This window comes from Caulobacter sp. BE264, assembly GCF_031457805.1.
GTDB lineage: Bacteria > Pseudomonadota > Alphaproteobacteria > Caulobacterales > Caulobacteraceae > Caulobacter.
Genome location: NZ_JAVDXI010000002.1, coordinates 528,195 through 551,863, shown reverse-complemented (window position 1 = coordinate 551,863; position 23,669 = coordinate 528,195). Strand labels below are relative to the sequence as shown.

15 protein-coding genes and 2 pseudogenes are annotated in these 23,669 nt (G+C 68.3%); 5 read left to right on the top strand and 12 right to left on the bottom strand.

Going from position 1 to position 23,669, the window contains the following annotated elements; genetic code table 11:
• Positions 1 to 6 precede the first annotated feature (6 nt).
• Positions 7 to 1,131 (bottom strand): phosphatidylinositol-specific phospholipase C1-like protein, encoded by a 1,125-nt coding sequence (locus J2X45_RS07885; protein ID WP_310213411.1) that lies wholly within the window; start codon positions 1,129 to 1,131, stop codon positions 7 to 9.
• A gap of 76 nt (positions 1,132 to 1,207) precedes the next feature.
• On the opposite strand from J2X45_RS07885, the pseudogene J2X45_RS07880 reads away from it, so the two are divergent.
• Positions 1,208 to 4,068 (top strand): annotated as a pseudogene (locus J2X45_RS07880) (TonB-dependent receptor).
• Positions 4,069 to 4,126: 58 nt separating this feature from the next.
• Here J2X45_RS07880 and J2X45_RS07875 read toward each other — a convergent pair.
• Complete coding sequence (locus tag J2X45_RS07875; RefSeq protein ID WP_310213408.1) at positions 4,127 to 4,522, bottom strand: helix-turn-helix domain-containing protein; 396 nt, start codon at positions 4,520 to 4,522, stop codon at positions 4,127 to 4,129.
• Positions 4,523 to 4,671: 149 nt separating this feature from the next.
• On the opposite strand from J2X45_RS07875, the gene J2X45_RS07870 reads away from it, so the two are divergent.
• Positions 4,672 to 6,615 (top strand): TonB-dependent receptor domain-containing protein, encoded by a 1,944-nt coding sequence (locus tag J2X45_RS07870; protein ID WP_310213406.1) that lies wholly within the window; start codon positions 4,672 to 4,674, stop codon positions 6,613 to 6,615.
• Between the two features lie 95 nt (positions 6,616 to 6,710).
• Here J2X45_RS07870 and J2X45_RS07865 read toward each other — a convergent pair whose 3' ends face one another.
• From J2X45_RS07865 to ahpC, 4 genes are all read right to left on the bottom strand, one after another.
• Positions 6,711 to 8,624 (bottom strand): hypothetical protein, encoded by a 1,914-nt coding sequence (locus J2X45_RS07865; RefSeq protein WP_310213404.1) that lies wholly within the window; start codon positions 8,622 to 8,624, stop codon positions 6,711 to 6,713.
• A 68-nt stretch (positions 8,625 to 8,692) separates the two neighbouring features.
• Complete coding sequence (locus tag J2X45_RS07860) at positions 8,693 to 10,591, bottom strand: hypothetical protein (protein ID WP_310213402.1); 1,899 nt, start codon at positions 10,589 to 10,591, stop codon at positions 8,693 to 8,695.
• 112 nt (positions 10,592 to 10,703) lie between these two features.
• Positions 10,704 to 12,287, bottom strand: coding sequence for an alkyl hydroperoxide reductase subunit F (ahpF, locus tag J2X45_RS07855; protein WP_310213401.1), 1,584 nt, complete (start codon positions 12,285 to 12,287; stop codon positions 10,704 to 10,706).
• Between the two features lie 150 nt (positions 12,288 to 12,437).
• A complete protein-coding gene (ahpC, locus tag J2X45_RS07850) occupies positions 12,438 to 13,001 on the bottom strand; it encodes an alkyl hydroperoxide reductase subunit C (protein ID WP_310213399.1) in 564 nt (187 codons plus the stop codon).
• Between the two features lie 172 nt (positions 13,002 to 13,173).
• On the opposite strand from ahpC, the gene J2X45_RS07845 reads away from it, so the two are divergent.
• The 3 genes and pseudogenes from J2X45_RS07845 to J2X45_RS07835 all read left to right on the top strand — a co-directional run.
• Positions 13,174 to 13,683, top strand: a complete 510-nt coding sequence (locus J2X45_RS07845; protein WP_310213398.1) for a lipocalin family protein — start codon at positions 13,174 to 13,176, stop codon at positions 13,681 to 13,683.
• 91 nt (positions 13,684 to 13,774) lie between these two features.
• Positions 13,775 to 14,191, top strand: a complete 417-nt coding sequence (locus J2X45_RS07840; RefSeq protein WP_310213396.1) for an MAPEG family protein — start codon at positions 13,775 to 13,777, stop codon at positions 14,189 to 14,191.
• A 321-nt stretch (positions 14,192 to 14,512) separates the two neighbouring features.
• Positions 14,513 to 16,471 (top strand): annotated as a pseudogene (locus J2X45_RS07835) (methyl-accepting chemotaxis protein); the annotation flags it as partial.
• A gap of 235 nt (positions 16,472 to 16,706) precedes the next feature.
• Here J2X45_RS07835 and nadC read toward each other — a convergent pair.
• The 6 genes from nadC to J2X45_RS07805 form a co-directional block, all read right to left on the bottom strand.
• Positions 16,707 to 17,564 carry a carboxylating nicotinate-nucleotide diphosphorylase gene (gene nadC / locus J2X45_RS07830; RefSeq protein ID WP_310213392.1) on the bottom strand — a complete coding sequence of 286 codons (858 nt, stop codon included), beginning with the start codon at positions 17,562 to 17,564 and terminating at the stop codon, positions 16,707 to 16,709.
• A gap of 4 nt (positions 17,565 to 17,568) precedes the next feature.
• The gene (locus J2X45_RS07825; protein ID WP_310213390.1) at positions 17,569 to 19,083 is read right to left on the bottom strand and encodes an L-aspartate oxidase; all 1,515 of its coding nucleotides are present in this window, start codon (positions 19,081 to 19,083) and stop codon (positions 17,569 to 17,571) included.
• Between the two features lie 156 nt (positions 19,084 to 19,239).
• Complete coding sequence (gene nadA / locus J2X45_RS07820; RefSeq protein WP_310213388.1) at positions 19,240 to 20,340, bottom strand: quinolinate synthase NadA; 1,101 nt, start codon at positions 20,338 to 20,340, stop codon at positions 19,240 to 19,242.
• A 173-nt stretch (positions 20,341 to 20,513) separates the two neighbouring features.
• On the bottom strand, positions 20,514 to 20,954 hold the full coding sequence (locus J2X45_RS07815) for a hypothetical protein (protein ID WP_310213386.1): 441 nt from the start codon (positions 20,952 to 20,954) through the stop codon (positions 20,514 to 20,516).
• A gap of 10 nt (positions 20,955 to 20,964) precedes the next feature.
• Positions 20,965 to 21,870: a kinase gene (locus tag J2X45_RS07810; protein ID WP_310213384.1), complete on the bottom strand. Its 906-nt coding sequence runs from the start codon at positions 21,868 to 21,870 to the stop codon at positions 20,965 to 20,967.
• Positions 21,870 to 23,540, bottom strand: a complete 1,671-nt coding sequence (locus J2X45_RS07805) for a sensor histidine kinase (RefSeq protein ID WP_310213619.1) — start codon at positions 23,538 to 23,540, stop codon at positions 21,870 to 21,872. The genes J2X45_RS07810 and J2X45_RS07805 overlap by 1 nt, the downstream gene beginning before the upstream one ends.
• Positions 23,541 to 23,669 lie beyond the last annotated feature (129 nt).

The window sequence follows — 23,669 nt, the reverse complement described above, 5'->3', positions numbered from 1 at the left end:
GGGGGGCTAGCGCCCCTCCAGGTCCCGCCCGCCGCAACCGGTCGGCTGGCGCACGGGATTGCAGACCGCGACCTTGTTCCCCGGCAAGCGCACCGTGTAGCCGCCGGCGAAGCGCGGATCGGCCCACATGTAGTCGGTGGAGACGTACTGGGCGCCGCTGCTAAGGGCGGCGTCGCGCTGTCGGGTGTCATTGACCCGGGCCGCGCGCGTGTCGGCGTCGGCGCGGGTGCGGACGATGAAGCCGGCCTTCACCGCTGCGGCGATGCGGTCCTTCTGGGCGATCGGGTCGTTCAGGGTCAGATAGGCGGCGGCGGGCGAGGCCTCGTCGGTGTTGACGAACATCGCTCGGCCCTCCAGCGAGGCGCGCTGGCCGCGATAGATCGCCACCTTGGTAGGGCTCTCATCGAGGGCGAAGAACACCTTGCCGCGCGCCGCGCCGAGCTTGGGCCAGCCACCGGTCAGCACGCCGTCACGCAGGGTCTTGGCCTTGCCTTGCACCTGGTCGGGTGTGATCAGGCGGTCCTCGCCGAACACCGAGCGGATCTCGGCGTCCAGGGCGTCGAACAAGGCTTCGGTGAAGGGGAGGGGTGTCACGCCGCCCGGCATCGTCGCCGCGCCTTCCTTGGCGTTCAGCATGATCAGGATCGGCGCGTGATCGCGGTGGGCGTCGGACCAGGCGCGCACTTGGCGCAGACAGGCCACGAAGGTCAGGCACGAGGACCGGAAGTCGACATCGGGCATGTGCAGGGTCTTGAAGCCCGGCTTGGCCATGACGGCGGCGAACTCGGGCGTCAGGGCCGCGCCCTTGCTCAGCGCCGTCAACGGCTTGGCGAAGAGACCGCCCTGCGGGTCGGCCACGACGTCGATCTCCAGTTGGCGCGCGCCGGCGACCAGCTGCTGGGTCAGCGGACGGTGGCCGTAGTCGATCCCCAGCGCCGCCGGACCCCGCGCGGCGACCATCGCCGCCATCTCCTCAGGCGGGACGGCCAGCTTGTAGGAGTTGTGCGTGCCCACGGTCAGCAGGTCGGCCATCGGCAGGGCGTCGATCCGCTGGCGCACGCAGGCCGGGCTCTCGTCCGAGGCGGGGCAGGGCGCGGCGGCGACGGCGAGGGCGGCGAGCAGGGTCAGCATCGTGGAACTCCCATATCGAGCCTAGCCCGTATCGTCGGCGCATGACGGTTTCACGTCGCGGGCGTGATGGCTAGCGGTGTCATCAATCCTTGATCGAGTTGAGACGCCGCAGTCATCGATGCTCCCTATTGCCGCGCCAACCGTCGGCGCTCCTCCCCGGATCTTCCGCCGACATCAGTACATGTCAGTACAGGGGGTACTCCAATGTCTCGCAGCAAGATCGCGCTCCTCGTGGGCGCGGCTCAACTGGTCATGGCCGCTCTGGCCCCGGTCGCCCAAGCGCACGCCGCTGACCAAGCCCAGAGCCCGGCCGCCGACGCCGCCGCGTCCGAAGTCGACGCTGTTGTTGTCACCGGTTTCCGCAAGTCGCTGGGCCTGGCCCGCGAGGCCAAGCGGACCAGCGCGATCGTCTCGGACGTCATCGTCGCCGAAGACATGGCCAAGTTCCCCGACCTGAACCTGGCCGAGTCGCTGCAGCGCCTGCCGGGCGTGGCCATCAACCGCGAAGGCGGCGAAGGTCGCCGCGTCTCGCTACGCGGCCTTGGCCCCGACTTCACCCGCGTCCAACTGAACGGCATGGAAGTGCTGGGCAATGTCGACTCGCCGATGGACAGCCGCGGCCAGACCTCGCGCGACCGCGCCTTCGACTTCAACATCTTCGCCTCGGACCTGTTCTCGAAGGTCGACGTGCGCAAGTCGTTCTCGGCCGAGCAGGACGAAGGCGGCATGGCCGGCACGGTGGGCCTCTACACCGCCAAGCCGTTCGACTACGCCGGGACCAAGGGCGCCCTGTCGCTGCAGGCCGGCACCAACAGCGCCACCAAGGACACCCAGCCGCGCGGCGCGGCGATGATCGCCAAGAACTGGGACGAAAAGTTCGGGCTGCTGGCCTCGGTCGCCTATTCCAAGCGCAAGACCGAAGAGCAGGGCTACAACACCTACGGCGCCGGGGTTCAGAAGGCTCAGGCCGCCAACGTCGTGAAGCTGAACCCCGTCGACGCGGCCAAGGCCATGAACGGCGAGCTGGTGTTCCAGCGCGGCAACCGCCTGTCGGTGTGGGGTTCGGACCAGGAGCGCCTGGGGATCACCGCCGCCGCCCAGTGGCGCCCGGTCGAGACCGTCACCCTGACGCTCGACGCCCTGCACGGCAAGTTCACCAACGACCGCACCGAGATCCACTTGGCCACCCGCGCCTCGGTCGGCTCGACGGTGCTGGGCGGTTCGACGCCGCACTCGGGCACGCTGGTCAGCGCCCCGCCGGTGCTGAATTCGATCCAGTACGACAAGCACAACACGATCATCTACGCCGATGTCGACAACACCGTCTTCGCCACCGAGACCCGTCGCCAGGAAGCCAAGAACACCTTCAACCAGCTGGTGCTGACCGGTGAATGGGCGGTGTCGGACAAGCTGCGCTTCGACGGCCACATCGGCCAGGAGACCTCGGACTACGATATCCCGATGTCGGACAAGTTCTACACCGAGGCGTTCGGCGGCCTGATCACCGACTATCGCGGCGACAGCGGCAAGAACACCTACAAGTGGAACACCACCGACGCGAACAACTACCGCGCCCACGAGATCGACTTCTCGGCCACCTACCAGACCACGAAGCTCAAGAACGCCGAGTTCAACGGGGCCTTTGACTTCAACGACGCCCTGACCCTGAAGGGCGGCCTGTCGTATCGCGGCTTCAAGAACGAGGGCTATTCGCAGACCAACGACGACGTGAACCGCACGGCCTGGGAAAAGGGCACGCTGGACGACCGTCTCGACGGCGTGACCAAGGTCTTCACCCAGCACGACGACCAGTCCTGGATCATCGTCGACTGGGACAAGGCCCTGGCCAAGTACGGCGTCACCCGCACCCTGGGCGCGCCGCGCTCGATCTATGCGGTCGAGGAAGACACCACGGCCGGCTATCTGCAGCTGGACTGGAAGGGCGAGTTCCTGGGCCGCCCGGTGCGCGGCAACACCGGTCTGCGCGGCTATGAGACCGAGCTGACGTCGTCGGGCGTCGTGGCGGTCAAGGGCGTCAACACCCCGACCGTCGCCAAGAAGACCTATTCGGGCGTGCTGCCGTCGCTGAACGCGGTGATGGAGGTCTCCGACCGCTTCCAGATCCGTCTCGCCGCGGCCCAGAACATCAACCGCCCGGCCCTAGGCGCCTATGCGATGAACGGCTCGGTCAGCGTCGACGGCACGACCGTCACCGTCTCGACCGGCAACCCGAACCTCGAGCCCTACACCTCGGACGAGTTCGACCTGGCGGCCGAATGGTACTTCGGCGGCGTCGGCATGCTGACGGCGGGCCTGTTCCACAAGAACATTGACGGCCTGATCGCCAGCCAGACGACGACCAATGTCACCTACGCCAGCACCGGCCTGGCCGAAGGCCTCTATCCGGGCGTCACGGCCACGACCAACGTCGCCTCCTACACCCGCCAGGTGAACCTGCGGAACGCCAAGCTGACGGGCGTCGAGCTGTCGGCCCAGAGCGACTTCTTCTTCCTGCCGGGCGCGCTGAAGAACATGGGCGCGGTGGCCAATCTGACCCTGATCGACAGCAAGACGATCAATCTGGTCAACGGCAAGAACCAGGAGACCGACATCTACGGCCTCTCGGACGTCAACGCCAACGCCACGCTGTACTACGAGACCGCCAAGTACGGCGGCCGCATCTCGGCCAACTATCGCTCGGACTATCTGATCGACAGCGGCGCGTTCAACGCCACCACCTATGTCGACGCGGCGGCCTTCTATCAGCTGACCCCGCGCATCCGCCTGTCGCTGGACGCCATCAACCTGACCGATGAGCGCGAGGAGCAGGTCAACAGCTTCAACAGCCCGGGCTTCGGCGAACCCGGCGCCCGCCGCCTGTGGAACTTCACCACCAGCGGCCGGACGGTGTTCGTGGGGGCCAATATCCAGTTCTAAGGACTAGGTTGAGCCTTGAGACCAAGACGCCGCCCGGGAGCGATCCTGGGCGGCGTTTTCATTTTGGCTGTGGGCTCAGCGCCTCGATAATCCGGCAATGATCGATCGTCGTGGCGCAACAGTCGTCGAGGTGACGGACCAGCTCGGCCCGCAGTGCTTTCAGGTCGGCGAGCTTGCGGTCGATCTCCGCGACATTGGCGGCGGCGATGCGATCAACCTCGGCGCAGGATCCCGAGCGATCGTCGGCGAGCCGCAGCAGCGCGCGGACCTGATCCAGCGTGAAGCCCAGATCCCGCGACCGGCGGATGAAGGAAAGCCGGTGCAGATGGGCTGTCTCATAGAGGCGGTAGTTGCCACGTGATCGCGCCGGCGCGGGCAGCAGGCCTTCCGCCTCGTAGTAGCGGATGGTCTCGACGCGGGTCTCGGTCAGTTTGGCTAGGTCGCCGATTTTCATTCTTGACCCTATAGCGACTTCAGGGTGCATCGGTCGACGCCTGCCCCCTCCAGGGTGCGCTTCTGTGGCGCACGCCAAAGTCTGTCGACCGAGAGCCCGCCTTGACGCCTTCCGTTCCTCTGCGCCTGTCCCTCGCGCGCGATACGCTCATGAGCCTGTTGTTGACCGCCATCTGCTGCGCGGCCTTGCCCGCCGCAGCCCAGGAGCGCGAGCCGGCGCATGATGACGAGGCCGAGGTCGAGGCGGTGGTCATCGAGTCCACGCGCTCTGGCCGACGTGTGCAGGATGAGCCGATCCGCGTCGACGTGCTCAGCCGCGAGGAGATCGAGGAAAAGATCGCCATGCGTCCCGGCAACATCGCCATGATGTTGAGCGAGACGAGCGGGCTGCGCGTCCAGGTCACATCGCCGGGCCTGGGCGGCTCGAACATCCGCGTGCAAGGCATGCGGGGGCGTTACACTCAGGTCTTGACCGACGGCCTGCCGCTCTATGGCGGCCAGGCCTCGTCGCTGGGATTGCTGCAGATCCCCCCGACCGATCTTGGCCAGGTCGAGATCATCAAGGGCGCGGCCTCGGCGCTTTATGGTCCCTCGGCCCTGGGCGGCGTCATCAACCTCATCGCCCGGCGCGCGAGCCCCGAACCTGTCGGGGAGATGCTGCTGAACGCCACCACGCGGGGCGGTCAGGACCTGACGGGCTATGCGTCATCGGCGCTGGCGAAGCGTTGGAGCCAGTCTATCGTCATGGGTCTGCACAGGCAGGACACCCAAGACCTCGACAAGGACGGCTATGCCGATCTTGCGGGCTTCGACCGCTGGACGCTGCGCCCGCGCCTGTTCTGGGCGGGCGATGATGGCTCCCGGGCGTTCGTGACGCTGGGGGCGATGGGCGAACAGCGCCGAGGCGGCACGCTTGCAGGGCGCACCGTGGCGGATGGAACGGCTTATCGTGAAGCTCAGGACAGTCGCCGCTTCGATGTCGGGTTGGTGGCGGAGCGCCCGGTCGAGGGACTTGGGCGGTTCCATCTGCGCGCCTCGGCCGTGACGCAGGATCACACCCATCAGTTCGGCGCCGACCGCGAGAAGGACCGGCACGACACCATGTTCTCGGAGCTCTCACTGGCGGGCGGCCAGGGGGCGACCACCTGGCTGGGCGGCGTGGCGGTGCAGAGCGACGTCTATCGCTCGAAGACGTTTCCCGCCTTCAACTACAGCTACGACGTTCCGGCGGTCTTCGCCCAGGTCGAGCATGAGCTGTCTGACGACATGACGGTCGCGGGCAGCGCGCGTCTGGATGCGCACAGCGACTATGGCAGCCATCTCAGCCCCCGTCTGTCGGTGCTATATCGCCCCGGGGCCTGGACGTTCCGGTCATCGATCGGACGCGGGTTCTACGCCCCCACGCCGTTCGTGGAGGAAATCGAGGCCGCCGGCCTGTCGCGCTTGCAACCTCTGTCCCAGCTCAAGGCCGAGACGGCGGAGACCGCCTCGCTGGAAGCCGGCTACGCGCGCGGCCCGTTTGAGGCCAATCTGAACCTCTTCGGCGCGCGCATCCATGACGCGATCCAGCTCGCCGAGGCGAGCGCCACCGGCGTTCGGCTGATCAACGCCCGGGGGCAGACCCGCACCCACGGCGCCGAGGCGCTTTTGCGCTATCGAGTCGGGGAGGTCACCGTCACAGGCTCGTATGTCTACACCGCGTCCAGCGAGCCGGACCCGAACGGACCAGGGCGGCGGGAGATTCCCCTCACCCCCAAGCACGCGGCGAGCTTGGTCGCCGTGTGGGAACGCGAGGGCGTTGGCCGTGTCGGCTTCGAAAGCTACTTCACCGGGCGTCAGTCGCTGGACGACAATCCCTACCGCACGCGATCCAAGCCCTATCTTGTGCTGGGCCTGATGGGCGAGCGCCGGTTCGGAAACCTCAGTGTTTTCGTCAATGTCGAGAACCTGCTCAATGTTCGCCAGTCCAAGACCGGCCCGATGCTGCGCCAACGGCGGGCCAGCGATGGTCGCTGGACACTCGACGCGTGGGGGCCGACGGACGGGCGCGTCGCCAACCTCGGGGTGAGAGTGCGCTTAGGGAGTGAGCCGTAGAGCACACCCTCCACAGCGCGCTGGCGGTGGGCGACTTGCCCGGGCCGCTTGCGCCGTCGGCGCCGGCGGGCGGATCAGGGAGGACCTGGTCGAGGCTAGGACCTCAGCAGCAGGCGATCCAGCCGCGCACGGTCGGTGGGGGAGAGGTCCATCCCGGCCGCCTTGGTCCAGAGCGCACGCGCCGTGTCGCTTCGCCCACGACCGGCCTCGACCTCGCCCCAGACCAGATGCAGCCGGCCCCATTGCGGCGCGCGCTCGGCGGCGGCCTTGAAGGCGCGGACGGCGGCCGCCGCGTCGCCACGGCGCAGCGCGAGCAGACCCTGTTCATAGCGCACCTCGGCCAGGCGCGGCGCGCGCGCCTGCGCCACTTTCAGCGCGGCCTCAGCGCCGGCCAGATCCCCCCGCGCCAGACGCGAGCGGCCGTCGGCCAGATGCGCCCAGGGCAGGCTAGGGGCCAGGGCCTTGGCGCGGGCGAACCAGCGATCGGCCTCGGCCCAGTCCTTCAGCGCCGAAGCGGCCTCGCCCCGGGCGATGACGGCCTGGTAGGCGTCCAGCGGGGTGGACGCCAGGACGTCGCGGGCCTCAGCCGGCCGGCCGGCGGCGATCAGGGCGCGGGCCTTGAGGGGCAGGCCCTCGCTGTCGCGGATGGCCGAATCCAGAGCGCGATACTCTGGTATGTCGTGACGAAGCGGACCATCTGGGCGAATGGGGGTGCGACTACGCTGCTCGATGGCGGATTCCATGACGCCGACCGACACCAGGGCGGCGGGGCCATCGTCCCGCGCCAGCGCGATCTCAGCTTGGAGATGCGCAATCTGGCGTGGCGCGATCCTGTTCTGGTCGATCCCGTCTTGGATCAGTTGCCGTGTGAGGGATGCGTCATGGGCGCGCGCGCTAGTCTGGCCGTCCGAAAGCAGTCGGGTGGGCGCATTACGTTCCTGGCCATTGAGGGTGATGGGGCGATAGTCGCCGGTCAGTAGATTGACCTTGCTCTCGGCCTCGCTGCGCATGCGTCCGATCGACGAGTGATATCGCTTATTCTGAGCGTCGTCCCTCAGAGCCAGCAGCCGGCGCGCGCTCGCCAGAGAGGCTTCATCGTGGCCCAGGACGGCTTCGGCGCGAAACAGGTTCAATTCCGCCGTCATAACGTTCGGATCCAGCGCCAATGAGCGTAGCGCCAGCCGCCGCGTCTGCTGCGGATTGGCGTCGACATTTGACCAGAGGCTGTAGTTGTTGGCCTGCTCCAGGTCGCTGGTTTCGGGGCGTTCGACCAAGCCCTTGACGCTGGCGAGCGCCTCCTCGTAGCGCCCCGTGTTCTTGAGGTATTGCACCCAATTGGTGGGCTCGGCGCGGGAGAAGGCGGTTTCGGCCAGCTTGACGAACAGGCTGTCCAACTGGTCGGCCGGGCCCGTGACGGTCGAAACGCCATGCATGGACGAGCGCAGGACCAGCGTCACCTTGCCGTCGGCGCCATCGACCACCTGGCCATTGACCAGGGTCTGGTTGCCCAGCCAGCGGCCGAGCAGTCGACTGAGTTCCTCGACGGACAGGCCGGTCTGGGCGATCTGGACCGAGATGGCGTCGCTGTTGTCGAGAATTCGGTTACTGGCGAGGAACGAGGTGCGGTTGGTGACCTCGCGTATGGCGCTCATTTCGGAGACCAACCGCAGCGCCGCCGCCTCGCCGGTGAGGCCGCGCGCGGCATAGGCCTCAGGCACGCTGAACGGCTGCACGATGATGCTGCGGTCCTGGCTGGCGCGCCACAGCGCCACGCCCGCGCCGAGCACGGCCACGACCCCGACCAGCATCAGCAGGCCCTGGCTCCAGACCAACATCCGCTCGCGGCGGATTTGCAGCTCCAGCAGCCGGCTCTGACGTAGCAGCAGTGTCCGCGCCGGACTGTCCGGGGCCGGGTCGTGGCGCTCCTCATCCATGGCGATCTCGACCGCGTCGGTCGTGCCTGGAACCTCGTCGCTTTGCTGTGTCTCGCCCGCGCCGCCCTTGGCCATTGCGCTTCCCCGAAGTGCCCCGGGCGCGAAGCTAAACAGTGTTCTGCGAAAGCAAAAGGGCCGCGTGACTAGTGCGCCGCCGCGAGTCCAGCCTCCACCTGGCCGCGGTCTGCGGGCGAGAGGTCCATCCCGGCCGCCTTGGTCCAGAGCGCACGCGCCGTATCGCTTCGCCCACGACCGGCCTCGACCTCGCCCCAGACCAGATGCAGCCGGCCCCATTGCGGCGCGCGCTCGGCGGCGGCCTTGAAGGCGCGGACGGCGGCCGCCGCGTCGCCACGGCGCAGCGCGAGCAGACCCTGTTCATAGCGCACCTCGGCCAGGCGCGGCGCGCGCGCCTGCGCCACTTTCAGCACGGCCTCAGCGCCGGCCAGATCCCCCCGCGCCAGACGCGAGCGGCCGTCGGCCAGATGCGCCCAGGGCAGGCTAGGGGCCAAGGTTTTGGCGCGGGCGAACCACCGGTCGGCGTCCGCCCAGTCCTTCAGCGCCGATGCCGCCTCGCCCCGGGCGATGACGCAGGCGTGGCAATCCTCGGGCGTGCTCGCCGCCAGAGCGCGGGCCTCATCGCGCCGGCCTTGCAGGAGCAGGGCCTGGACTCGCAGGGGGACGTCCCGAGTGAGGCGCGTGAGGTCCTCGGCCGCGCGCATCCGTTCGACGACCGGACCGACGGGGAGGCCGGGCGCCGATAGCCTGGCCTCCAGGTCCGCCTGCGTGGCGCGAAGCCGGTCGAGCGAGATCAGCGCCGCGTCGCCGTCGCCCCGGGCGAGCGCGATGCGCGCCTGGATTCGCTGCGCGTAGTCGTGGTCGAGAACGCCGGTGAGGGTCGATTCCGCAAGCACCGACCGCGCCGTCGCCGTGTCATGCCCCAGCGCCAGTAGCGTCCCCCGTTGCGAGGGAAACTGTTCGGTCACAGGGCGAAAGTCGCCCAGAAGAAGGCTCTGATAATAGCGCGCTTCGGCCCGCATGCGCAGGACCCCCGATCCTCTAAACCTGGAGTGCTGATCCTGTTCGCGCAGGCTCAACACCGTGCGGGAGATTTGCAGAAGCGCCTCGTCGTGGCCCAGCACCGCGCGACGCCGGCCGGCGACGGTCCAGGAGGCCATGAAGGTCGGTTCGTCGCGCAGAGAAAGCGCCAGAAGGTCCAGCGAGCGGCGGGGGTCGGGCTCCTGATCGCCCAGAAGGCCAATATTGTAGCCCGGCGGCAGGTCGCTGAGGGCCGGGTTGCGGGCGAGCCGCAGCGCGGCGGCGTACGCCTCGTCGAACCGTCCCGCCTGACCCAGATACTGCACGCCATTGGTCGGCTCGGCTTTGGTGAACACCGCCTCTGCGAGCTGGGTGAAGAGGCGATCAAGGTCGCCGACGGGGCCAGTCACCCGCGAGAGGCCATGACGGGACGAGCGGGCGATCAGGGTGACGCGGCCATCGCCTTCATCGATGATCTGGCCGCTGATCACCGTCTGGTGGCCGAACCACCGGACCAACAGTTTGTTGAGGTCGTCGATGGTCAGGCCGCCGGACTGCGGGATTTCGATCTTGAGGCTGTCGCCGCCGCCCTGAATCTTGTTGGTGGCCAGGAACGTGGTCGCGCCGACCGTGTCCTTGATCGTCGACAGGCCGTCCAGAAGGCGCATAGCCGCCGCTTCGCCCGTCATCCCGCGATCCGAAAGCGAGGCGGGGGCCGTGAAGGCCTGGACCACGATGCTGCGGTCCTGGCTGGCCCGCCAGATCGCGACGCCCAGACCCAGCACACCGGCGATGACCAAGGCGACGATCAGGCCCTGAGTCCAGACCAGCAGCCGCTCGCGGCGGATCTGCAGATCGAGCAGGCGGCCCTGCTTGACGAGCAGCGTCCGCGCCGGACTGTCCGGCGCCGGGTCGTGGCGCTCTTCGTCCATGGCGATCTCGACCGCGTCGGTCGTGCCCGGCACCTCGTCGTTGTGCTGTGTCTCGCCCGCGCCGCCCTTGGCCATCGCGCTCCCCCGAACCTTCCCCCGGGCGCGAAGCTAAACAGTGTTCTGCGAAAGCAAAAGGGCCGCCCGGCGGATCGCCGGACGGCCCTTTCTGGTTGATCAGCGAGAGGTGCTAAGCCGCTTCCGCCGCCGCCTCCGCCGGCAGGCGGATCAGGTAGTCGAAGGCGCTGAGCGAGGCTTTCGCCCCTTCGCCCATGGCGATGATGATCTGCTTGTAGGGCGTCACCGTCGCGTCGCCGGCGGCGAAGACGCCGGGGATCGTGGTCTCGCCGCGATAGTCGACCTCGATCTCGCCGCGCGGCGACAAAGCCACCCCGGAGTCCTTCAGCCACTCGGTGTTGGGCACCAGGCCGATCTGCACGAACACGCCTTCCAGGTCGACGCGGTGGACGGCGTCGCTGTTGCGGTCCTTGTAGGTCAGGCCGTTCACCTTGGCGCCGTCGCCGTGGATCTCGGTGGTCATGGCCGACTTGATGATCGTGACGTTCGGCAGGCTGGCCAGCTTGCGCTGGAGCACGGCGTCGGCGCGCAGTTGGCTGTCGAACTCGATCAGGGTGACGTGCGCCACGATACCCGCCAGATCGATGGCCGCCTCGACGCCGCTGTTGCCGCCGCCGATCACCGCCACGCGCTTGCCCTTGAACAGCGGGCCGTCGCAGTGCGGGCAGTAGGCCACGCCCTTGTTCTTGTACTCGGCCTCGCCGGGCACATTGACGTTCCGCCAGCGGGCGCCGGTCGACAGGATCAGCGTGCGCGCCTTCAGGCTGGCGCCGTTCTCGAGCTTCACCTCATGCAGGTCGCCCGGCGTCTTGGCCGGGACCAGGCCCACGGCCTTCTGCAGGTTCATCACGTCGACCTCATAGTCCTTGACGTGCTGCTCCAGGGCGGTGGCGAGCTTCGGGCCTTCGGTGTGCGGCACCGAGATGAAGTTCTCGATGTCCATGGTGTCCAGCACCTGGCCGCCGAAGCGTTCGGCCGCGACACCGGTGCGGATGCCCTTGCGGGCGGCGTAGATCGCCGCAGCCGCGCCGGCCGGACCGCCGCCGACGACCAGGACCTCGAACGCGTCCTTGGCCTTGATCTTCTCGGCCATGCGGTCGGCCGCGCCGGTGTCGAGCTTGGCCAGGATCTGCTCGACCTCCATGCGGCCCTGGCCGAAGGGCTGGCCGTTCAGCAGGATGGTCGGCACCGCCATCACTTGGCGCGCCTCGACCTCGGCCTTGAACAGGGCGCCGTCGATGGCGACGTGGCGGATGCGCGGGTTCAGCGCGCTCATCGTGTTCAGCGCCTGCACCACGTCGGGGCAGTTCTGGCAGGACTGCGAGAAGTAGGTCTCGAAATGATAGTCGCCGTCCAGCGCCTTGATGCGCTCGATCACCTCGGCGTCGAGGCGCGGCGGGTGGCCGCCCACGTGCAGCAGGGCCAGCACCAGCGAGGTGAACTCGTGGCCCAGCGGAAGGCCGGCGAAACGCACCTCGGCGTCGTTGGCGGCGCGCTCGATGGCGAACGAAGGCTTGCGGGCGTCGTCGCCGTCGAAGCGGACGCTGACCTTGTCGGAGGTCGAGGCGACGTCGTCCAGCAGGGCGCGCATGTCGACCGAGCCCTTGGAGTCGTCCAGCGAGGCGACCAGCGTGATCGGCTGGCGCAGGTTCTGCAGATAGGAGGTCAGTTGGGCTTTCAGACCGGCGTCCAGCATGGCGGGCTCCCAAAAAGGCGAGGGGAGTTGAAGGGGATGTTCGATTGTCGGGGAGGCGGATCGAACGCGGCGAACGATCGGGTAGATCGGGTAGAGGGCGCGCCGCCCCACCTCGGGCTGGAGGCGGAGCGGCGGCCAGTGTCGAAAGACTTAGATCTTGCCGACCAGGTCCAGCGACGGGGCCAGGGTCTTTTCACCCTCTTCCCACTTGGCCGGGCAGACTTCGCCCGGGTGGGCGGCCACGTACTGGGCGGCCTTGATCTTGCGCAGCAGTTCGATGGCGTTGCGGCCGATGCCTTCAGCGGTGACTTCCATGAACTGGATCACGCCTTGCGGGTCGACCAGGAAGGTGCCGCGGTCGGCCAGGCCGACGCCCGGACGCATGATCTCGAAGTTGTTGGTCACTTGGCCCGACGGGTCGCCGATCATGGTGTACTTGATCTTGCCGATCGCCGGCGAGCTGTCGTGCCAGGCCTTGTGCGAGAAGTGGGTGTCGGTCGACACCGCGTAGATCTCGACGCCCAGGCGCGTGAACACGTCGTAGTTATCCGCGAGATCTTCCAGCTCCGTCGGGCAGACGAAGGTGAAGTCGGCCGGGTAGAAGAAGAAGACCGACCACTTGCCCTTCACGTCCGCTTCGGTGACCGTGACGAACTTGCCGTCCTTGTAGGCCTGGGCGGTGAAGGGTTTGATCTCGGTGTTGATCAGCGACATGAGGCGCTCCGGTTGGAATGGATGGCGGCTGTCTATAATGCACCGCACAATCGATCCAATTGATAAAACTTCTGGATGGTATAGGTTTCATCTATGAGGAGGCGGGCTTGATCCAGGTCAAGATCCGTCCAGCGTAAGGCCTCGCGCGTAACGGCATTCAGGAGGTGACCCCATGCTGAACACCGCTATTGCTCTTTTCGCCCTGGCCCAGGCTGCTGCACTGCAACCTCAAACCCCGCTGATCGATCCCGCCCGCCACTATTCGGGCGTCTGGATGGAGGTGGGCCGCACGCCGATGCGCATCACCAAGGGCTGCGTGGCCGCCACGACGGTCTATAAGCGGGTCGACGAGCGCCGCGTCGCGGTCGAGGACGACTGCCGCCAGGGCGGCGTCGACGGCAAGCGCCGGGCGATCAAGGGCGACGGCGTCATCGAGGACCCGGGGATCAATCGCCGCCTGAAGGTCTCGTACCTGCCGTTCGTCACCTGGCGCTACGAGGTGCTGGACCAGGATCCGGCTGGCGCCTGGTTCATCTCGGCCAGCCCCGACCGTCGCAAGGTCTTCCTCTATACGCGCCAGCCGGCCTCGCCTGAGCTGCTGAAAAGCATGACCGAACGGGCCCGGGCTCTGGGCTATCAGGGCGAGATCGAATACCCCGCGCCGCCGCCGGTCGGACGGTAATCGCCCCGCCTTCCCCTCGCGGCGCCCTTTCAGGTAACGCCGTTGTCTGGTCTGATCCCTCCCAGGAAAGAACAAAGCCTGGGAGGGCGTCTTGCAAACTTCAATGGTCGCGCCGGTGATGGCGCTGGTGGCGTGGTCGCTGGTGATCTGGCTGTGGATGTACGTCCAGCGGATTCCGGCGATGCAGAAGGCCGGGATCAAGCCGCAGGACGCGCGGTTTCCGGGCTCGCTGGACAAGCTGCCTGACGGCGCCCGGCAGGCGGCCGACAACTACAACCACCTGATGGAGCAGCCGACCATCTTCTACGCGGCGGCGCTGGCGATCCAGGTCGCGGGGCATGCCGACGGCATGGCCGTACATTTCGCCTGGGTCTATGTTGGGCTGCGCGTGGTCCACAGCCTGGTGCAGACGACGGTGAACCTGGTGGCCCTGCGGTTCCTGGTCTTCGTGATCTCGACGGGCGTGCTGGCGGCGATGGTCATCCGCGAGCTGATGCGGTTGTTCTAGACCGCCCAAAGCTTCGGCAAGGGCGAGCGAGTTTCTAGCGGGAATTCATCGCCCGACAGCTTGGCTGAGGGTTAGTCGAGAAGCACTCAATAAGTGTATTCTTCGATGGATTTTGTCAGAACCTGCAGCCTCGGCGCGTGAAATCGCCGAGATTGCATCGATAATTCCTTAAAATGCTGCAAAAATGAGCAGCCCCTGGTTGAACAAGTATTGGGTGTGCGGCAATGTGTCGCTCGCCTTTTGGTTTTAACGCTTCGCCGTGAATCCGCCGTTAGCGTTACCGGGTCGCCTTCTTCAGGTGGCGTCGGGGAGTGCGAAGCTATGCGGATCAAGCATCGGATGTTGGCGGCTGTCACGGTGCCGCTTTTGGTTCTGTCAGCTTTGAGCATCAGCATCTGCGTCGGGCTTGCAGGCCAGTACCGGTCGGCCAAGGGCGCCTTAGGGGCGATCGCCGCAGAGGGGCCGATCAGTGCGGCTGTCGACGCCTTGCAGACCGAGCGTGGCGTGACCTCGGGCATGATGGGCGCGTCCGATCGCTCGATGTTCGTGGATAAGGTCAACGCGGCGCGGGTCGATGCGGACGCTGCCATTGTCGCCCTAGACGAAATCCGCAAGAAGGGCGCCCACAGCGACGGTATGGAGAAGGCGCTCGACGAGGTCTGGACTCGCGTCGAGGGCGTCAAGGCGGTGCGCGCGAAGGCTGACGCGCCGGGGAGCGATCGCGCCGAAGTGGTCGGCGAGTACACCCAAACCATCGATGGGCTGATCTCGGCTGCGGAAGAGATCGAGGTCTCCAGCCTCGGTCATGAGGTGGTCGAGGCGGTCAACGCCTATTCGGCGCTGATGCGGGCCAAGGAGTCGGCGGGGCTGGAGCGCGCAGCGGGGGCCGCAGGCTTCGCTGGCGAGACCTTCTCTGCGGACATCCTGGCCAAGATGCGCGCCCTTGAAGGCGAGCAGAGGGGCTGGCTGGGCGACGCCTGCCGAGAGCGAGCGTCAGTCTGCGAACAGGTCAAGGCGGTGGAGGCCAGTCCCGCCGGCGCCAAGGTGATCGCGATGCGGGCCCAGGCGCTGGCCGCCGTTCGAGAAGGTGTCAAGGCGCCGGTGACGGGGCCTGAATGGTTCGACGCGGCCACGGCTCGCATCGCCAAGTATGGCGAAATCCTGAAATCCGAAAACCAGGTCCTGCATGTCATGGCGTCCGAGGCGGCGCGAAGCGCGCTGACCAGCCTGATCATGGCCATCGGCTTCACCCTTGTGGGCGGCCTGGCTGTTCTTCTCGTCTGTAGCCGGGTTTGCGCCAGCATTCTCAAACCGCTGGCCGACCAGACAGGGGCCATGCGCAAGCTGGCCGACGGCGACATCGACATTGAGATTCCGGGCCAGGCGCGGCGGGACGAGTTTGCGGCCATGGCTTCCACCCTGACCGTATTTCAGGCCAACGAGCGCGCCCGTCGCCAGAGCGAGGCCCAGCGCGAGCGCGAGCGGGCGGAGGCGGCCGAAGCCATGGAACGCGCGCGTCTGCAAGCTCAGGCGGCCAGCGAGGCGACGGTCAACACGGCGTTCGGCGGCGCGCTCAAGCGCCTGGCGCAGGGCGACCTGACCACGCGCGTCGACGGCGCTGTGCCGGATGCGTTCAGGCCACTGCAAGCCGATTTCAACGCGGCCGTCGAGACGCTGGGTGCGACCATGACCAGCTTGATCGCGGTCTCGGGCGGCGTCAGCTCGGCCTCTGGCGAGATTCGCTCCGCCGCCGACGATTTGGCGCGCCGCACCGAGATGCAGGCCGCATCGCTCGAAGAGGCCGCCGCCGCCTTGCACGAAGTCAACCAGTCGGTGACGACCGCCGCAGCCGCCGCCGGCTCGGTCCGCGACTATCTGGGCGAGATGCGAGGTGTTGCGACCAGGGCTCGCGACATCGTTCACGAGACCTCCGAAGCCGTCTCGGGCATCGAGCGCTCGGCCAACGAGATCGGCAAGATCATCGGCGTGATCGATGAGATCGCCTTCCAGACCAATCTTCTGGCGCTGAACGCCGGTGTCGAGGCGGCGCGGGCCGGCGAAAGCGGCAAGGGCTTCGCCGTCGTCGCCCAGGAAGTGCGGGCCTTGGCCCAGCGATCGGCTGAGGCCGCCCGGGAAATCAAGGCGCTGATCCAGGACAGCAACAGCCAGGTCCAGAACGGCGTCGAGAAGTCAGTCGCCTCCGGCCAGGCGCTTGAGGACATCGTCGCTCGCGTCGGCGACTTGGTCGAGCGAATCCACGAGATCGCCGCCTCGTCTCGCGAGCAGTCGGCCAGCCTGGGTCAGGTGACGCAGGCGATCACCGATCTCGACGGGGTGACACAGCACAATGCGGCGATGGTGGAAGAAGCCACAGCCGCGGCCAACACTCTGGCGCGCGAGGCTCAGGGCATGGACGAGATGATGTCGAGCTTTGTGCTCCACGGCTCGAGGGAGCGTCGCGCGGCGGCCTGACCGCGCGGGCGCTTTCAGACGACGACGTCCCTAGTCTTCCCGTTCAGGCCGCATCCAGCCCGATATCCAGCACCGGCGCCGAGTGGGTCAGCGCCCCGACGCTGATCACGTCGACGCCCGTCTCCGCGATCGCGCGGACCGTGGTCAGGTTCACCCCGCCCGAGGCCTCCAGCACCGCCCGGCCCTTGGCCAGGGCGACGGCCGCGCGCAGGTCGGCGAGGCTGAAATTGTCCAGCATCACCACGTCCGGGCCGTGCTTGAGGGCTTCTTCCAGCTGGTCGAGGCCGTCGACCTCGACCTCGACCTTGACGAGGTGGCCGGCGTGGGCGCGGGCGCGGCGGACGGCTTCGCCGACCCCGCCGCAAGCGGCGACGTGGTTGTCCTTGATCAGGATCGCGTCATCCAGGCCAAAGCGGTGGTTGACCCCGCCGCCGCAGCGCACGGCGTACTTCTCGAGCGCCCGCAGGCCCGGGGTGGTCTTGCGCGTGTCAACAATGGTGGCGCCCGTCCCCTCGACCAGGCGGACATAGGCCCGCGTCAGGGTGGCGATCCCGGACATCCGGCCCAGCAGGTTCAGGCCCGTGCGCTCGGCGATCAGCACGGCGCGGGCGTTCCCCTCGGCGCGGGCCAGCATCGCGCCCGGGGCGGTGTCGGCGCCGTCGGGTATCACCACCTCGAAGGTCGCGGTGGGATCCATCGCCGCTAGGGCGAGGCGCGCGCAAGACAGCCCCGAGACCCGGCCGTCCTGGCGGCTCACGAAGGACACCGACAGCCGGGCGTCCGGATCGACACAGGCCTGGCCGGTGATGTCGCCGGCCCGGCCCAGGTCTTCGGCCAGAGCAAGATCGACGATCGGACGAACGAGCAGGTCGGGCAGGGGCGAGAGGGCGGTCACGGTCATTGGATCACTCGGCGGCGTAGCGCAGCGCCGCGTCGGCGCTGGCCAGCGTCACGAAGGTGCGGACGGCCTCGCCGGTCGCCGGGAAGTCCGAGCGGTAGTGGCCGCCTCGGCTTTCGCGGCGGGCCAGGGCGCCGTCGACGATCAGGCGCGCGGCGATCACGGTGGGACAGGGGCCGTAGGCGGCCTCCAGCGCCTCGACCTGGGTCAGCAGCCGCGCCAGACCCGCCGCCTCGCGCAGCACCCCGGCGTCGCGGCTCATGGCCTGGCGCAGGGTCTGGAGGGTCGCGTCGGGCAGGTCGGGCAGGGGCGTGAGGTCAATCGGCTCGCCGCCGGGCGTCCCCTCCGCCGCCACCGCGCGGCCGGCGCGGGCGCCGAATACGGCCGCTTCCAGCAGGCTGTTGGACGCCAGACGGTTGGCGCCCTGGACGCCGGTCGAGGCGCACTCGCCGGCGGCGTAGAGGCCCGGCAGGCTGGCGCGGCCGTCCAGGTCGGTGGCGACCCCGCCCATATGGTAGTGCACGGCCGGCGTGACCGGGATCATCTGCCGGCGTGGATCGATCCCCGCGCTCATGCAGGCCTGGAACACGGCCGGAAACTCGTGCGGGAAGTGCTCGCCCACGGCTTGCGTCGCATCGAGGAACGCGCCGCGACCGGCCGCGCGCTCGGCGTGGATCGCGCGGGCGACGACGTCGCGCGGCGCCAGCTCCTTGGCCGGGTGGTAGTCGGCCATGAAGGCCTTGCCGTCAGCATTGCGCAGGATCGCGCCCTCGCCGCGCAGGGCCTCGGTGGCCAGCGGGGCCGGGTCGCGACCAATGTCGATGGCGGTGGGATGGAACTGCACGAACTCCGGATCGGCGATCGTCGCGCCCGCCAGGGCGGCCAGGCCGAGACCCTCGCCGCGTACCTCGGCGGGTGTCGTGGTGACGGCGTAGAGGCCGCCGACCCCGCCGGTGGCCAGGATCACCGCCGTGGACCGGATCTCGACCAAGGCGCCGTCGATCTCGGCGAGCACGCCGACCACACGGCCGGTGGCGTCCTGCAGCAGGCGCCGAGCGCGGGCGTTTTCGCGGATTTTGATCGTCGGCGTGGCGCGGACCGCCGCGACCACAGCCGCCATGATCGCCGCACCGGCGCCGTCGCCGCCGACCCGAGCGACGCGGGCGGCCGAGTGGGCGGCCTCGAGGCTGAGCACGAAGCTGTCGTCCGCCTTGCGGTCGAACGGCGCGCCGAGGGCCGCGAGGTCGCGCACGGCCTGCGGACCCTCGCGGGTCAGCAGGGCCACGGCCTCGGGATCGCACAGGCCCGCGCCGGCGGCGATCGTGTCGGCGGCGTGCAGCGCGGGTGTGTCATCGCTGGCCAGGGCCGCAGCCATGCCGCCCTGCGCCCACGCGCTGGAGCAGCCGGTGGCCAGAGGCGTCGGCGACAGCACCAGCGCGGTCTTGGCCGCCAAGGCGGCGGTGAGACCCGCTAGGCCTGCGCCCAGGATGACGGGGCCTTCGACGGTGATGCGTTCGATCATTCTACGCTCCACTCCCTTCCCCTTGATGGGGAAGGGCCGGGGATGGGGTGAACGCGACGGTTCAGCCTCATCGAGAAAGTCCGGAGAGGGCGGTGAAGCGGACCGGCCGCGCCACCCGCATCCCCAACCCTTCCCCCATCGAGGGGGAAGGGGGCTCTAGATCAGCTCCACATCCACGTGGTGCTTGGCCTTCACCAGGTCGTACCGAGCCGGGACGACCGGGGGCGGCAGGTCGATCATCCGCTGGACGGCCAGCCGCGCGCGGTCGAGGATGTCGGGGGCGACCGTGACCTCGTACTGCTCGTGCACCAGGGCGTCGTAGATGTTCTGCAGCGTGATCCGCTTCATGTGCGGGCACATGTTGCAGGGACCGATGAACTGGGTGGCCGGGCTTTCGGCCTGGACGTTGCTGGCCATCGAGCACTCGGTGATCAGCACCACCTGCGCCGGCTTTTTCGCGGCCACATAGTCGTTCATCGCCGCCGTCGAGCCGGCGAAGTCGGCGGCTTCCAGGATCTCGGCCGGGCACTCGGGGTGGGCCAGCACTTCGGCGCCCGGCCAGGCCGCGCGCATGTCGGCGATGTCCTGGGCGGTGAAGCGCTTGTGGACTTCGCAATGACCGGCCCAGGCGATGATCTTGACGTCCGTCTGGCGCGCGACGTTGCGGGCCAGGAACTCGTCGGGGATCAGGATGACCTTGTCGGTCCCCCATTCCCTGGCGGCCCACTCGACCACCTGCACGGCGTTGGCGCTGGTGCAGCAGATGTCGGTCTCGGCCTTCACGTCGGCGGTGGTGTTGACGTAGGTGACCACCGGCACGCCCGGATAGCGCTGCTTGATCAGCCGCACATCGGCGCCGGTGATCGAGGAGGCGAGGCTGCAGCCGGCCTTCAGGTCAGGGATCAGGATCTTCTTCTGCGGGGACAGGACCTTGCTGGTCTCGGCCATGAAGTGCACGCCGGCCTGGACGATGATCTGGGCGTCGCTCTTGGCGGCCTCCTTGGCCAGGGCCAGGCTGTCGCCCACGAAGTCGCCCACGCCGTGGAAGATGTCCGGCGTCATGTAGTTGTGGGCCAGGATCGCGGCGTTCTTCTCGCGCTTGAGGCGGTTGATCTCGACGATCAGCGGGGCCTGGGCGCGCCACTCCATCGGGGTGACGTGATGCTTGACCTTCTCCCAGATCGACGCGGTCTGCGCCTCGATCTCGGGCGTGAACTCCCCCTTGAACGTTTGGGGGGCGGCGAAGCCGTCAGCCATCTGATCCTCCGTTATGCTCAAAGTGAGCATTACCAGGGCCTCAAAAAACGCCGGGACCATATCGAACGTTCCGACAGGGATCCGGCGTCAGGGTTATGCTGAAATTGAGCATAACTCACGTCTCACATATAGCCCTCCACGGCCGCGATTGCAAACCCCCTGGAAACCGACGTTCAGCGGGCGGGGGGATGGTCGAGCGGCTTGAGGTCGGGGTCGACCCAGTCCAGGCGAGCTTCCGGGGTGAACAGGCGCTCGCGGGACCAATGCGTCAGGGGCCAATCCTTGTCGCCGAGTGGCGTGGCCAGCAGCTGGCGGACGGCTTCGGCGTCGTCCAGGCCGGGCGGTAGGGCGGCGGCGAACGCGCGGATCGCGGCCAGATAGGCCTGGGTGATCGTCTCGTGATAACCGCTCTGGTCGTCGTTCACCCCGCCGACCGCGACATTGTAGGTCCGGATGATGTTCGGGAGGTCGCGCTCGAGGCCCGCATCGCGGGTGCGGACCAGCCGCAGGGTGGCGGTGAGATGCGCGGCATGGGTCCACTCGGCCTTCGGCAGGCTGTGGTCCAGCAAGCGCTGAGCCAGCGCGGCGATCTCGGCGTTGGAAGAGGCGGTCATGGCCAGGGCACTATAGGCCGTGTGTCTCGACGGGCCAGCGGTGGGCGTCCAGGCGGACCACGACATCGGCGTCCTTGGGCAGATCCTGGGCGATCCACTCGGTCAGGCGCTGATAGTGCGCCAGGAAGCGGTCGAGGGCGGCGTCGTCCATCGTCCGCGCGACGTCGCGGCCCTCGGCGGCCAGGCGCGCCCGCAGCTTGGCCTCCTGCTCGCCCCGCCAGACCCGCACGGCGGCGAAGTCGGGAGCGGTGAGCAGCACCAAGCGGTCGAGGCGGGCGAAGAGCGGGCGATAGCAGCCGGCGAGCGCGTCGTTGGCGTAGTTGCGCCACACGCCGTCGGGGTCTTCGCCGGCTTCCAGGGCGTTGATGGGCGAGGCCAGATCGGCCGAGGGCTGCGGGCGGGCGCCCACGCACCAGCCTTCCAGCAGCACGATATCTGCGGGACCCTCGAAGATCGGCCAGTTCGCCTCCGGCGCGCGATCATCGGCGGCCTTGTCGAAGCAGGGCAGCGGCGTGGGACCCGGCCTGGCCAGGGCGTCCAGCACCGCCAGGCCCAGCGTCGGATCGTGCGTGCCCGGGACCCCGCGCGTTCGCAGCAGCGGATGGACGTCGCGGGCCAGGCGCTCTCGGGTGTCGCGAGGCAGGTAGAGATCATCGATCGAGAGATTGGCGGTCCGCAGCCCCCGCGCGGTGAGCAACCGCGCCAGCAGCAAGGCCAGGGTCGACTTGCCCGAGCCTTGCGGACCGCAGACGCCGACCACCAGCGGCCGATCTCGGGGGGCTCGCGCCCAGTCGGCGATACGCGCCGCAAGGGGAAGATGCAGACGCTCCGCCAGGTCGGCGAACGTAGGCGGCAGGCGCTCGTCCTGGATAAACGCGGCCAGCCGGGCGGCCGTGTCGGCCGAGGCCAGGACCATCAGACCGGATTGCTCCAGCGCACCGCCTCGGGCAGCGGCAGCGAGGCCTCGAACACCAGGCCATCGGCCTGGAAGTCGAAGTGCGCCTGGCCCTTCTGTTCGCGTCGGATGGAGCTTTCGATCAGGCGCGTGCCAAAGCCAGGCGCGGTGGGCGGCGTGACCGTGGGACCACCGATGTCGCGCCAGGTGAAGGACAGCACGTCCGTCACCGGATCGAGCCGCCAGGTGAGGGCCACCCGGCCGCCGGGAACCGAGAGCGCGCCGTACTTGGCGCTGTTGGTGGCCAGTTCGTGGAACACCATCGAGAGCCCCACCGCCGTGTGTGGGGCCAGCGCCACCGTCGGGCCCGCGCGCTCCACCCGGTCGACGTGCGCGCCGAGGCTGGCCGCCACCAGGGCCGCCATGTCCGCCTCCCGCCAGCCGGTCCGGGTCAACAGGTCGTGGGCGCCGGACAGGGCGATCAGGCGGTCGGTGAAGACAGCCAGAGATCGCTTGTCGGCCTTGGCGAAGGTCTGGCGGGCCAGGGCCTGGACCGTGGCCAGGGTGTTCTTCACCCGGTGATTCAGTTCGTTGATCATCACGCCCTGGCGGTCTTCCCGGGCCTTCAGCTCCTGGGAGGCGGTCAGCAGGGCGACCTGGACAGCGGCGATCTCTTCGAGACTGTCGCTGGGGGCGGGCCGCAGCGTCTCACCCCGACCGATCGCCGAGGCGTCCTGCACCAGCCGGCGCATGTCGCGATTGATGCGCTGCGAATAGACCAGGGCCAGCCAAAGCCCCAGCCCCAGCAGGAGCAGGAAGATCCCGGTCCCGACCGCCACCGAACGGTTCACCGTGCTGGCCAGCTCCTTGCGGGGGATGGCCACCACCAGGGTCCAGCCGGTCTGGGGCGAGCGCGTGTAGGCGACCATGGTCGGCACCCCTTCCAGCGAGATGCTCTTATTCACGCCTTCAGTGGAGTGGCGCAGGTTCTCGGTCATGTCCGCCGACGCCTGGGCGCCGGTGAATTTCTCGTTGAGCCGCGAGCGGGCGATGACGCGCTGCTTGTTGTCGAGCAGGGTCGCCACCCAGCTATCGGGCACGCGCTGCTGGCGGAACACCGAAGTGAAGGAAGCCGACTCCACGACGTAGGACAGAACATAGAACTGACCCCGCACCGTGATCGGGGTGCCGACGGTGATCACCGGCTTGCCGGCCACCGGGCCCTCAAGGAGGTCCGACACCTTGTTGCGGCCGGTCGAGAAGGCTTCGGTCTCGGCGGGTGTTCGCTGGATGCGTGGCAGGGGGCTGCCGTAAGGCACGAGCGTGTTGATGACCTGCTGACCGTTGGCGTCGGCCACCACGATCCACCCTGAGCGTCGTTCCATGGCGCGGCGCGCGCGAGCGTGGAAGGCGGCCCAGTCGCCGTCGATCAGGGCCTGATCGGTGGCGAGGGTCTCGGCCACCGAGATTCCGGTGGCGGCCTGGCGGTCGACAGCGCCGTTCAGCGCCCGGCCGGTGGTCACCAGCTGCTGGTAGAGGCGTCCGCGCGACTCCCGGTCGGCGCTGGCCAGCAGGAAGCCCATCGCCAGGAGGGCCGGGATCAGCAGGCCGATGGTCAGAAGCACCAGGCGGCCGCGCACCGAGCTGGCGCGTCGTCGCAGACTGTATCCCGCCGTTCCGAGCCCTGGCATGCCGGGGTGCGCCCGCTTCGACAAGAGCGCCGCATCGCTCTCCGGGTTTGTATATCCGAGCGAGTCGCGTCCTGCGTCCGAAAAATCCCTTGTCTCGGTTAACGCGCGGCGGAGCCTATCGCCCCGGTA